Annotated in this window: 10 protein-coding genes; all 10 read left to right on the top strand. The window is 61.2% G+C overall.

Annotation, left to right across the window (positions count from 1 at the left end; genetic code table 11):
• The first annotated feature begins 15 nt into the window (after window positions 1-15).
• The 10 genes from FLP30_RS09275 to FLP30_RS09230 all read left to right on the top strand — a co-directional run bounded on the left by FLP30_RS09275 (window position 16) and on the right by FLP30_RS09230 (window position 12,783).
• Window positions 16-1,677: an MFS transporter gene (locus FLP30_RS09275; protein ID WP_149279577.1), complete on the top strand. Its 1,662-nt coding sequence runs from the start codon at window positions 16-18 to the stop codon at window positions 1,675-1,677.
• An 18-nt stretch (window positions 1,678-1,695) separates the two neighbouring features.
• Entirely contained in the window at window positions 1,696-2,772 is a 1,077-nt protein-coding gene (locus FLP30_RS09270) for an HlyD family secretion protein (protein ID WP_149279576.1), read from the top strand.
• Window positions 2,759-4,318 carry an efflux transporter outer membrane subunit gene (locus FLP30_RS09265; RefSeq protein ID WP_149279575.1) on the top strand — a complete coding sequence of 520 codons (1,560 nt, stop codon included), beginning with the start codon at window positions 2,759-2,761 and terminating at the stop codon, window positions 4,316-4,318. The genes FLP30_RS09270 and FLP30_RS09265 overlap by 14 nt, the downstream gene beginning before the upstream one ends.
• A gap of 15 nt (window positions 4,319-4,333) precedes the next feature.
• Complete coding sequence (locus FLP30_RS09260) at window positions 4,334-5,074, top strand: pirin family protein (protein WP_149279574.1); 741 nt, start codon at window positions 4,334-4,336, stop codon at window positions 5,072-5,074.
• An 879-nt stretch (window positions 5,075-5,953) separates the two neighbouring features.
• Window positions 5,954-7,018: an aldo/keto reductase gene (locus tag FLP30_RS09255; protein ID WP_149280314.1), complete on the top strand. Its 1,065-nt coding sequence runs from the start codon at window positions 5,954-5,956 to the stop codon at window positions 7,016-7,018.
• Between the two features lie 8 nt (window positions 7,019-7,026).
• Window positions 7,027-8,178, top strand: a complete 1,152-nt coding sequence (locus FLP30_RS09250; protein WP_246856485.1) for a major royal jelly family protein — start codon at window positions 7,027-7,029, stop codon at window positions 8,176-8,178.
• Between the two features lie 204 nt (window positions 8,179-8,382).
• The gene (locus tag FLP30_RS09245) at window positions 8,383-9,648 is read left to right on the top strand and encodes a glycosyltransferase (protein ID WP_149279572.1); all 1,266 of its coding nucleotides are present in this window, start codon (window positions 8,383-8,385) and stop codon (window positions 9,646-9,648) included.
• Window positions 9,645-10,802 (top strand): glycosyltransferase family 4 protein, encoded by a 1,158-nt coding sequence (locus FLP30_RS09240; protein WP_149279571.1) that lies wholly within the window; start codon window positions 9,645-9,647, stop codon window positions 10,800-10,802. Before FLP30_RS09245 ends, FLP30_RS09240 begins: the two co-directional genes overlap by 4 nt.
• The gene (gene lptB / locus FLP30_RS09235; protein WP_149279570.1) at window positions 10,796-11,512 is read left to right on the top strand and encodes an LPS export ABC transporter ATP-binding protein; all 717 of its coding nucleotides are present in this window, start codon (window positions 10,796-10,798) and stop codon (window positions 11,510-11,512) included. The genes FLP30_RS09240 and lptB overlap by 7 nt, the downstream gene beginning before the upstream one ends.
• Window positions 11,509-12,783, top strand: a complete 1,275-nt coding sequence (locus FLP30_RS09230) for an LptF/LptG family permease (RefSeq protein WP_149279569.1) — start codon at window positions 11,509-11,511, stop codon at window positions 12,781-12,783. Before lptB ends, FLP30_RS09230 begins: the two co-directional genes overlap by 4 nt.

The following is a 12,783-nucleotide window of genomic DNA, read 5'->3' as shown; positions in this document are numbered from 1 at the left end:
ATGCGCCCCATGATTATGGAAACACACGCACGGCAGGGGACGCCAGCGCAGGCGGCGGCACCCGCGGGGCCAGCACCCGTGGTGCATGCCCCGCCCCCCATGCCTTCCTACATTCCCCCTTTCGGGCTGCGGACTGTCATTGGCTGTCTGGGCATGTTGCTGGCTGTACTCATCGCGGGTTTTAACGAACACGTGACGGAAATCGGGCTGACCGACATCCGGGGGGCCATGCATATCGGGCACGATGAGGGCACGTGGGTCATTACCATTTACGAGGCCTTCAATATTGCCGCCATGGCCTTTACGCCATGGTTTTACATGACCTTTTCCATCTATCGTTTTTCCATCTTCATGACTGCGGCACTCGCGCTGCTGGCCATTCCCGCCCCGTTCATGCCTGATGTCACATCACTGTGCATCCTGCGTGCCTTCCAGGGGCTGTCGGCAGGCTGCCTGCCCCCTGTACTCATGACGGTGATGTTGAAATACCTGCCGCCAGAAATTCGTGTTTTTGGCATTGCGGGCTATGCCATGACAGCCACCTTTGGCCCCAACCTCGGCCTGCCGCTGGAAGCCTTCTGGTTTGAAAACCTGGGCTGGCACTGGCTGTATTGGGAAATTGTGCCCCTGGCGGCTGCGGCCATTGCCATGATGGCCTATGGCCTGCCGCGCGACCCCATGCACTTTGAGCGTTTTGAAAAATTCAACTGGTTCGGGCTTGTTGTCGGACTGCCTGCCATCTGCTCCCTGGTGATCGTGCTGTATCAGGGCGACAGGCTGGACTGGTTTCGCTCACCCGTTATCACCCATCTGGCACTGTGGGGTGGGGCTGCTTTTGCTGTCTTCGTGATTAACGAAGCCTATCACCCCAGCCCGTATTTTAAGGTGCAGTACTGGCGCTCGCGCAATATCCAGGCCTCCCTACTCTCACTGGTCGGTATTTTGGCCATATGCGGCCTGCTGTCGGAACTGCCCGCCACCTATCTGGAGGAAATACGCGGCTATCGCCCGTTGCAGACAGCCCCTGTCTCGCTCGTTGTCGCACTGCCGCAGTTGCTCATGCTGCCGCTGATTGCCGCCATCTGCAACAGTGCCAGAGTGGACTGCCGCTATATTCTGGCAGGCGGCATGCTCTGCCTGGGTGCGGCATCATGGCTGGGCACGTGGCTGACGCCGGACTGGGTGCGCGACAACTTCTACCCGCTGCAAATTTTGCAGGTCTTCGGCCAGCCCATGACCGTCATCCCGACACTCATGCTAGCCACACTCGCCCTTGGCCCGGCTGACGGCCCGTTTATTTCGGGCATGGTCAACATGCTCAAAGGGTTGGCCAATGCCGTCGCCTTTGCGCTGTTTTCCGTCCTGACCCGGCGGCGCGAGCAGTACCACTCCACCATGCTGCTGGACCACCACGGAACGCAGGCCCAAGCCCTGCAAGGACTGGGCAACCCCATTACACAGCAGTTGTCCGGTATTTCCCCCGACAGTGGGCGGGTCGCGCATAACAGTCTGGAAGTGTTCCACACCTACGTTCACGAACAGTCCCTCGTGCTGAGTCTGGCGGATATCTACTTCCTCCTGATCTGGGCATGCCTTGGCTATGCGGCGCTCAACCTCATCCTGCCCCGTCGTGTCTATCCTCCCCGCCCGCCCTCGGCTGTGGCCCCTGCCCCCTGACCTTTTCGGACTACAGGTATGATTTACAAGAAACCCCTTCTCTACGCTGGTGTGGCTGCCGCTGTGCTGGCAGTTGTGGCCTGGAATGGCAGCCACCTCATTCTGGGCAATGGTGTTGACCAGTCCACCAACGATGCCTACGTCACCGCCGATTTTACGACCGTTGCCCCCAAGGTTGCGGGCCGAATAGACCGTGTGCTGGCAGAAGACAACGAGGCCGTCAAAGCCGGTCAGGAACTGGCCCATATTGAGGACGACGACTACCGCGCCGCACTCGATATTGCCAAAGGCCGTCTGGCAGCCGCCCAGGGCGATGTCTGGAACCTGCAAGCCGAAATAACCCGCCAGGCTTCCGTGATCGCCCAGGCGCAGGCGGCCCTTGCAGCCGATCAGGCCCGACTGGTTTTTGCCCGGCAGAACATGGCGCGCTACCGCACCCTATCGGTGGGTGGTGCAGGCACGGTTGAGCAGAAACAGTCCGCCGAAACCCATGAAAAAGAGAGCGAAGCCAGCATCGCCCGCGACAAGGCGGCTGTTGAGGCCACAACCCGGCAGGTCGATGTGCTCAAGGCACAGTTGGCACGGGCACAGGGTGCTCTGCTGCAAGCCCAGGGGGAAACACGGCAGGCGGAGCTCAACCTGTCCTACTGCACCATCCCCGCCCCTGTTGATGGGATTGTAGGCGAGCGCGGGGTGCGTGTGGGGGCTTATGTGCACCCCGGCACGGGTATTCTGGCCATTGTGCCCACACAGGCCGCCTATGTGCTGGCCAATTTCCAGGAAACCCAGTTGACCCATGTGCAGACAGGCCAGAGTGCGACTGTCTGGGTGGATACCTTCCCCGGCCAGCCGCTCAAGGCCCATGTGGACTCCCTTGCCCCGGCCACGGGAGTGGCTTTTGCCCCCATCCAGCCCGACAACGCCACAGGCAATTTTACCAAGGTGGTCCAGCGTATTCCCGTCAAGCTGACCTTTGACCCCGGCCAGCCTCTGGCCTCCAAAGTCCGGGTTGGCATGTCTGTCGAAGCCAGTATCGATACTGCCTCCCACCCCACCGGCCCTCATGCGGATGATGTGCGCTATGTCTGGCACTAACCCCCTGACCCGCCAGAAACTGGCCCCCCTTCTTGCCTGCCTGACGGGGCTGAGCGCCTGCACGGTAGGGCCGAACTACCACACGCCCGACACCCATGCCCCCAGCCAGTGGCACCAGAGCCTGCAACCCGCGCAAAGCCAGCCCACACAGGCGACCGCCAACCCGCAATGGTGGCAACTGTTCCATGACCCCGTGCTCAGCGCGTTGGAGCAGGACGTCGCCGCAGCCAATCTGGACCTTCAGGCGGCCTCACTCAGGCTGGCGGAAAGCACGGCAGAGCGGCGGATTGCCAGTGCCGCGCAACTGCCGCACATGCAGGCCAATGCCTCCTACGCGCGGGAGCGGGCCAGCACGAACGGTATTCTGGGCCTGCTCGGCACCATGGAGCGCGAACAGGCGGGCACCATTGCCAGTGGCACCCAGGGGTTTGGCCCGACAGGGCTGCCGGGCAGCGTTGGCAACCCGTCCTTCGACCTGCCGCAATACGGCATGAATGCCTCGTGGGAGGTTGATCTGTGGGGGCATGTACGCCGACAGGTGGAGGCCGCAACAGCCGCCATGCACGCCACCGAGGACATGCGGCGTGATATTCTGGTCTCGCTCATGGCGGAAACTGCACAGGATTACATAGACCTGCGCGACACTCAGGCCCAGTTGGCCATTCTGGACCACAACATCCAGACTGCGAAAGAGAGTGTGCGACTGACAACCCTGCGCTACCAGCAAGGGGCTGCCACGCGGCTGGATGTTTCCGAGGCAACAGGCCAGTTTCATGGGTTTGAAGCCCGTCGCCCACCGCTGGAAACGCAGGAAGTACACCGGCTGAATGCCCTCAGCTTTCTGGTCGCGCGGGAACCGGGCAGCCTGAATGCCCTGCTGGGCAAACCAGCCCCCATACCGCCAGCGCCCGCCAGCCTGCCGATTGGCCTGCCCTCGCAACTGGCAGAACGTCGGCCCGACATCCGCATGGCGGAGGAACGCCTGCACGCCGCGACCGCCAGTATTGGCGTAGCGGTTGCCGACTTTTTCCCACGGGTTACGCTGTCAGGCAGCCTGGATATTCAGGCCCTGCAGTTCAGTGGCCTTGGATCATGGGCATCACGCCAGTATGGTTTTGGCCCGACTGCGACGCTGCCTATTTTTGAAGGGGGCCGCCTGAGCGGCCAGTTGCACCTGCGCAAGGCCCAGCAGAAAGAAGCCGCCATCATGCTGCGCCGCACAGTGCTGACAGCCTGGCAGGAGGTGGACAATGCCATGGCCGACCTTGCCGCCGCACAGAAGGAGCGTGACCGCCTGCAGGATGCCGTGCATGAGAATGAGATTGCCGTGCAGACAGCCCGCAGCCAGTACACCGCCGGAGCATCGGACTTTCTGAATGTTCTGACCTTGCAAAATGTTCTGCTGGCATCACAGGCGCAACTGGTTGAGGCCACGGCCGACGTATCGCGCGCAGTCACCCATCTTTACAGGGCATTGGGTGGGGGATGGGAAACTCTTTATCCCGCTACGGCCAAGCCCCTCAGCCCTGCTGCCACCCACACCTAACAGACTGGCCCCCGCATGATCACACGCCGCCGCGCAGCCTCCCTCGGGCAGGTTGATACAGCAACACTCAGCCTGCGCTGCCATTTTCCGTTTGGGTCCTACCAAGGGGCAGGCAGCGTGCATGATGGGCGGCTGCGCGTTGTCAACACCGGGCAACTGGCTGCCAATGCCACCTACGACATTGGGCCCGAGCATGATGTGGACATTCTGACGTGGGTTCTCCAAGGCACGCTGGACACACACTGTGCAGACACCACCCCTGAACGCATTGCCACAGGCGGGCTGCACGCTGTCATGACCGCACAGGGCTGCCCCGACCTGCGCTGGCAGGCTGGCCCCCAGGGGGCTGCCTTTCTCCAGTTCTGGATACTGGCAGACACACAGGGTGGCAGCATGGCACAGGAAAGCCGACCCGCCTTTGCGGAACTGGAAGACGGTGGTTTTCGTATTCTCGCCTCCGGCTTTCCTGAGGATGAGCCCGAACAGACGGAGGCTATCACCGATGGTGCGCCAGTTGTCCTGCGCTCCAGAAGCCGCCTGCTGCACGCCGCCATCCGCAAAGGAGAAGGTGCAGCCTACCAGACCGTGCAGGGCCGTGCCCTGTATCTGGTCGTCGTTTCAGGCTCAGCCACCATAGACACAACACGCCTGGAGGCGGGTGATGGCGCATGTCTGGATGGCACCCCCTACTGTGTCATCATGGCGGAGGAGAACTGTGTTTTGCTGCTCTGCGACACAGCCGCAGACCCGGCATAAATCGCCCTCAAAAAACCGGAGGGCTCTTGCGAAAATTCATCTTTGCGAAAGTATTTTTCAGCGCGTGCAAGGCGGGGCTATGCATGAAAGCCAGCCCCGCAAATACTTGCACGTGATGAATCCCGCGCCCTTATGACCCAAAAAACATACGATCAAATCTTATATTTTTCGATTTCCCTGGCGCTGAAATAATATATCCCAGCATAAGGCAACCTGATGCCATAACGATGGACCTCCGATGGGGGCAGTCCAGCATCCTCCGGTCCGATATCTGCTTTGATGCATTCTATCACGCCGATATAATCAAGATCGTAATTCCGGGGCCAACCGGTGCGAACACGGACCATATCACCTACCGAAAATAGGCATGTATTCCTTTTTGTCGACCGCAGGGATCGCGGCTAATCGTTTTTTAAAAAATCTTTTAATTATCATGGTGTTTCAGCCTCGTTTCATAGCCCTGCCAAGGGCATAGCTTCGCCTCCGAGCCTCCTGGCGTCGGGCGATTGGCAGCGTGTGAAACAAGGATGAAACTCACGCCCTACCTATTCCCCGGATGAACAGCCGTCGCCATTCACCCTTGAGACCTAGAGGGTCGGGTGTTCTATTTGGTAGGCCACCCGACATAGGGGCCACCTTGTTTCAATGCGCTGCCAAGCGCAGCAACCTCTGTAACACAGGCGACCACCCGCAGCTATACACTCATTTTGCCTGATCAGACCGCGCGATACCCCCTCACTGCATACCCCCCTAATAGCGCAAAGAGTTTAACAACCCGCCCTGCGCCCAACATTGCGAACCTGGGCTGCAAGCGCCATGTTAAGGCCGACTGCGGCAGTCTGACAGACGCCATCCATGCCATATTCCGGGAGAAGAATGATGGAATACCGCCTTCTGGGCCGTTCCGGCCTCAAGGTTTCAACCCTCATGCTCGGCACCATGACCTTTGGTGGCAAAGGAGAGTTCGCCAAGACAGGGGCACTCGATATCAAAGGCGCTCAACGCCAGATCGACATGTGCCTGGATGCAGGCGTGAACATGCTTGATACCGCCGACATCTACTCCGACGGGCTGTCCGAACAGATTATCGGAGAAGCTCTGGACAGCAGCCGCCGCAACCGTGTGATGCTGGCCAGCAAGGTACGTTTTGCCACTGGCGCCAAAGGGCCCAATGACCGGGGGCTATCCCGCCACCATATTATCAGAGCCTGCGAAGACAGTCTGAAGCGGCTGAAAACAGACCATATCACCCTCTACTGGTGCCACGAGTGGGATGGCCTGACCCCTGTTGAGGAAACACTGGCTGCTCTGGATGACCTGCGCCGGGCAGGCAAGATTGGTTATGTTGGAGTGTCCAACTACTCTGGCTGGCATATCATGAAAATGCTATCCGCCGCCGAGCGTGAAGGACTGGTGCGCCCCGTAGGCCAGCAGATACACTACACCCTGCAAGCGCGTGAGGCTGAATACGAACTGCTGCCCATTGCGCAGGATCAGGGCGTGGATGCCGTGATCTGGTCGCCTCTGGCTGGAGGGCTGCTGTCTGGCAAATATCGCCGGGGCAAGCCCGAACCCGAAGGCACCCGCGTAGCCGCCCAGTGGAACGAACCGCCGGTACGCGACATCAATGCGCTTTATGACATTGTGGAAGTCCTGCTGGACGTTGCAACCCACTACCCCACCGCAACAGCGGCGCAGGTGGCTCTGGCGTGGCTGCTGCAACGCCCTGGGGTGGCAAGCCTTGTCATCGGGGCACGGACTGATGCGCAATTGGCTGACAACCTGAAAGCCGCGACACTGAAACTGACTGCCGAAGATAGCCTCCGGCTGGAAGAAGCAAGCCGCCCCCCTTTGCTATACCCATACTGGCACCAGTGCGATACGGCGGCAGACAGGCTCTCACCCGCCGACCTTTCCCTCATCGCCCCGTTCCTGCCCGCATGAGGGGCGCAATGCGGCTTTATGGAGCCATACTGGGTCTGGCCTGTGCATTCCCCGCACAGGCAGCCCCGCCCACCATTACAAACAACACCGACCCCGCCTTTGGCGCACAGGGGGCCGTGGATATTGTCGCGCGTATTCCCGGTCCCACGCCCTCGGGCATTGCCGTTGTGAACAACCGGCTGTTCCTGACATTTCCCAAACATGATGGTGACCATACCGGCCCTACGTTTGGAGAGTGGAAGAACGGCAGGCTTGTTCCCTTCCCGTCCCAGGCCTATGCCGCCTCGGACTCCGGCCCGCCCTCACAACGCCTGATTTCGCCCCATGGGCTGACAACCGACAGCAACGGCATGCTGTGGCTGATTGATGATGGCAAGGTCAAAGGCCATCCGATTCCACCCGGTGGGGCCAAGGTTGTTGGCATCAACCCCGCTGACGGCAGCATTATTGCCAGCGTGCCCCTCCAGGCTGCCCTGCTGCCCGGCAGCCATATGAACGACCTGCGGGTGGACCTGACCCATGGCGCAAAGGGCACAGCGTATATCACCGACAGTTCCTTTGACGGGCACCCCGCGCTGGTCGTGGTTGATCTGGCAACCGGCAAGCAGCGCAGAGTGCTGGAGGGCACCCCCTCCGTCCTGCCCGTGCCCGGTTATCAGACTGTGCTGGACGGCCGCGTCCTCACTTACGACCCACCCCATAAAGCAGCCTTCCCTGCCAGCGGGGCCGATGGCATTACGCTCTCGGCGGACTCTCAGCGGGTTTACTACGCGCCACTGGCCAGCCGCCGCCTTTACAGCCTGCCCACACACGCTCTGGCCGATTTCTCTCTCAGTTCGGAAGACCTGGCCCGCCTTGTGCGCGATGAGGGCGAAAAAGGCGCTGCCGATGGGCTGGCAACAGACCCCTGGGGCCGGATATATACCACCGCTGCCGACCACGATGCCGTGTTCCGGCGCAACACCGATGGCAGTTTTGACCTGATTGCCGCAGATCCACGCTTTGTCTGGCCTGATGGTATTTTTGCCGACCATGACTATGTCTATGTTGTGCTGGGGCAATGGACACGCCTGCCGCAGTTCCATAACGGGCAGGATATGCGCAAACCACCCTACCTTGTCGCCAGAATGAAAATTCAGCCCCCGGCGGAAACCCCCTGACAGGGGCAACCATCCAGCCCGCCCCATACCGGGGCGGGTCACGGCCGGGTTAGGGCGGTTGGCAGGCTGTTTGTGTCTGCCTGCTTGCCGCCTTGCGCCTGTGACGCTATTTCTGCGGCTATGTGCGCCGTTCTTTTTTCTTCTCTCTGCCTGTGTGGCGGGCATCACGGTCGTGACGTGTGAAGTCGGGATATACAAACTCTTATGTCTGAACCCACCAGCTCTGCCGAACCGACCCAACCTGCCCGGTTCCTGTTCATCAACGACACCTCCCGCAATGGTGGGCCGGGCAAGACACTGGTCTGCCTGCTGAAATTCCTGGACCCGAAGAAGATCCACAGGACAGTCCTGCTCCCCAGGGAAGACATTGTCAGCCAGGACATCATCCGCCACCACGCAGCGGACGAACTGGTGATTGAGCCTGCGCTGATTGAAAACATTCTCCAGCCCTGGCAGCGCGGCATGACCCGGCAGGACTTTAACGCCCCGGCCCCGCTGCGGCTTTTCCGCGGCACATGCAACACCCTGCGCGCCACCAGCGGGCTGATGCGGCTGATCCGCCGGGTACGGAAGGAAAAATACAGCCTTATCTTCTGCAACGGCACAGCCGCGACACTGATCGGCGGCATTGTCGCCTGGGCAACCGGGGTGCCTGCTGTCTGGCACGTCTTCTACCCCCGCGTGCCTGCCCCCATCCGTGCCCTGCACCGCAAACTGGCGGCAAGTCCGGGTGTGGCGGCCATCTTCTGTGTCTCGGCTGCGGTGTCAGGCCAGTTTGGTCATTGTCAGGACAAAACCCGCGTCTGCCACGACGCACTGGACCTGGAAGAATTTGACGCCATGGCCCGCCCCCCGCTGCTGCGCAAGGAACTGGGGCTGGCCAAGGACGCCATTATTTTTGGCGCGCATGGCCGGGTGATCCGCCGCAAAGGGTTTATTGAGCTTATTCAGGTCGCCCGCCGGATGATGGACCAGTTGCGGCCCGAAGAACGCCAGCGCTGCCATTTTGTCGTGCTGGGCGACACCCCGCAGGACATGCCAGAAGACCACCTGGAAGAATGCCGTGAACTGGTCCGCTCTCTGGAGCTGGAGCATTGCGTGCACTTCATCGGGTTCAGGGCTGATGTCATGCCCTATCTGACAGAGTTTGACGTTGTGCTGGTGCCCAGCGTGTACCCAGACCCCCTGCCCCGCGCGGTCATGGAGGCAATGGCTCTGGCCAAGCCGGTTGTGGCCTTTAATGTCGGCGGCATTGGGGAAATGATTACAGATGGCGTGGATGGTCGCCTGTTTACCGGCCTGCCGCCTGATATTGCAGGCATGGCAGATGCCTGTATCCAGTATTTCCGCACCCCTACCCTCCGGGCCGCCCATGGGCTTGCAGGCCGCAAACGGATTGAGAAGGATTTTGAGGCGCGGTCCCACGCTCTCATGCTTCAGACGGAACTGCTCAGACTGGCCAAAAGATGACAGCCGCAAGCGGCCGCCCCACAGACCAGCCAGCTCCACGGGTCATGCATGTGGTTGTTGCGGGAGATATCGGTGGGGCGGAAAAACTCCTGCTCGACATCACCAGCCGCCCGGAGCAGACACGCGCCAGCCATGCCGTGGCGTTGATGACCCCCAACCCCAAGCTGCGCGCCCTTATTCGCGACACGGGGGTGCGCCTGTATGACCGTGGCCATTCCCCCCTGCACCCGTTGGCCTATCTGTGGCGCACCTTTGGCCCGCGTGATGTCGCCTGGCTGGCGCAGGCCCTGCGGGACGAGCAGGCTGACCTTGTGCATGTCCACACCTATGCCTCCCACATTCTGGGGGTTCGGGCCGCACGGCTCTGTGGCCTGCCGGTCCTGCGGACAGAGCACGGGCTGCACCATTACACCGACCCCACCTGCGGGCTGTTCCGCCGCAAAGCCCTGCGCCAGACCGATATGGTGGTGTGTGTCAGCGACTACGTCCGCCGGTTTGTCGCCCAGTGGGACAGCACTGCTGCAACCAAGCTGCGCGTAGCCCGTAACGGGGTGAATGAACGTCACTTTACCCCAGCACCTTTCCCGCCGGACCAGCCTTTCACCTTCAGTATTGCCTGCCGTCTGGAGCCCTGGAAGCAGGTGGACCGTGTGGTGGAAGCCATGGCCCACCTGCCAGACTGCCACCTTGTCATTGCCGGGGACGGCAGCCAGCGCGCCGCGCTGGAAGCCAGAGTCAAACGGTTAGGCATTGCCGAGCGCGTGCGCTTTCTGGGGTATTGCCCCGACCCGCGGAGCGTGCTGGCCATGGGGCATGTGTCCATCAACTCCTCGCGCGAGGAGCCTTTGGGCCTGTCCGTGCTGGAGGCCCTGGCATCGGGCAGGCCGGTCATTGCTTTTGCGGGTGGGGGTGTGCCTGAAATCGTGCAGAACCGGGTTACCGGCTGGCTTGTGCCGCCGCAAAGCCAGAGCGGGCTTGTAGCCGCCATGCGCGAAGCCAGCCAATCACCTGCTCTGGCGCGTGTGCTTGGCGCACAGGCCCGTACCTTTGTAGAGCGCTCCTGCCGGATCGACACCATGTGCCACACCTATGGGCTGGCCTATGCAGACCTGCTTCAGGCCCATCGCCGCACACGGTCACGCCCCTCATGCTGACAGCCGAGAAGCTTGTAAAATCCATCGGCAGCAAACGCATTGTCGAAAACATCAGCCTCAGGGTCGGTCAAGGTGAGATTGTGGGCCTGCTTGGCCCCAACGGGGCGGGTAAATCCACCACCTTCAAGCTGCTGACAGGTATCCTGCACCCCAATTCGGGCAAGGTGACGCTCAATGGTGTAGATGTCACCCACATGCCCTTCCACCGGCGCGCCCTGCATGGGCTAGCTTACCTGCCTCAGGCCTCGTTTCTGCCGCGCACGCTGACCGTGCAGGCAACGCTGGCCCTGGTCATGGAAACACGCCCCCTCTCGCGCGCAAGCCGTAAAGCCAGGATTGATGAGCTTCTGGCGCAGTTTGACCTTGCCAGTGTGCGTGACAAACGCACGGGCATGCTGTCTGGCGGGCAGCGCCGCCGGTGTGAAATTGCAGTCTGCGTTGCCTGCGCCCCGGTTGTCGCCCTGTTTGATGAACCCTTTGCCGGGGTGGACCCGCTCAATGTGGGCACCGTCGCCGCCCTCCTGCGCCAGTTGGCCGCAACGGGCATGTCGGTCCTGATTACGGACCATAGTGCTGTGGACATGCTGCGCCTGGTGGACCGCGCCTATGTGGTGGAGGCTGGGGGCATACTGGCCCAGGGCACCCCCGCAGAACTGGTGAATAACGAAGACGTACAGCGCGCCTACCTTGGACGGGGAGTTGTCCTGTGACAGCACCAGACACAGCCGTAGCCCCTCCGACCAGCCCGGCACCTTGGCGCGGCATGATCAAGCGCACCATGACATGGCTGGACCTGCTGTATGTCAACCAGTTCATCCGTCCTGTTATTCTTCAGGCTGCCGCGGCACTGGCAATGGTTGAGGCCATTTTTCTGGCCGAGCGGTTTCCCATGATCTTCCGCGATGCCATTCGCAACCATGCGTCCTTGTGGGACACGCTAATGGTGTTCCTGCTGACCGCCCCCCAGATTCTGGACTTTGGCCTGCCGCTAGCCATTACCGTGGCAGTATACCGAACCGTGCTGGACATGCGCGAAAACCGCGAGTTGCTTGTGCTTAGTGCCTGCGGGTTGTCCCCCTCCGCCTTCCTGCGGCCACCGGCCATGATTGCCGCCCTGGGGCTGAGTGTCTCACTGCTGGCATCGGGCTTTATCAACCCGCTTGCCCTGTATGCCCAGCGGGTGGTGCTGTTCCACGCGGCCTACCATCACCTGACTACACCCTCGCCCCAAAGCCAGTTGTTCCAGTCTGGTACCCGGGTGCTGTTTATTCCCAAACAGCCCAAGGCCAGCACGGATCAGGCCGAGGCTGACAGCCGACAGGCTATTTTTCTGTACGAACCCATCGACAGCACGCATTTCCGGGTCATTCAGGCTCATGGCATGCACGCCATTGGCTCGGCCCCGCAAAAACTGCTCGGGGTCAGCCTCAGCCGCATGACATCACGTATCTTTGTCACCAGTTCGGGAAAACAGACCCAGTCTGATGCCCCGTGCTGCACCCCTCAGCCACCTGCATCGGGCAATGCTGATGAAGACGCCTTGTATGCTGAAACCGCACGCAAGCTCATCAGCCTTGATGATATTCTGCCCTTTCCGCCCCGACATTCCAGCGGCACCGAACTGACATTGCCCGAACTGCTGCTGCCCATACAGAAAACAACCACCAAAGAAACCGCTGTTCGCCTTGTGGGGGAACGTCTGTCCCGTGCGTTACTGTGCCTGCTGGCCCCGCTGATGGCTCTGGTAGCTATTGGCCAGACAAGCCCGCGTAACCGCACACTGGCTTTGCCCATCTGTTGCATGGCGCTGCTGGCCTGCAATGTGGCCACCCAATGGCTGCTGCGCCTGGTCGTGCACCTGGGGCTGATGGTGGAACTGGGCGTTCTGCTGGTTCTGACCGGCCTGTTGGCCGCACTGCTGCTGGCGGGGCTGACCCGCAGTAACAGCCGCCTGCTTTTGCCCCAGCTTTACCGGGCCTGA

Origin of the sequence: Acetobacter vaccinii (assembly GCF_008365315.1) — a bacterium.
Lineage (GTDB): Bacteria > Pseudomonadota > Alphaproteobacteria > Acetobacterales > Acetobacteraceae > Acetobacter > Acetobacter vaccinii.
This window is presented reverse-complemented; position numbering and strand designations above follow the sequence as displayed.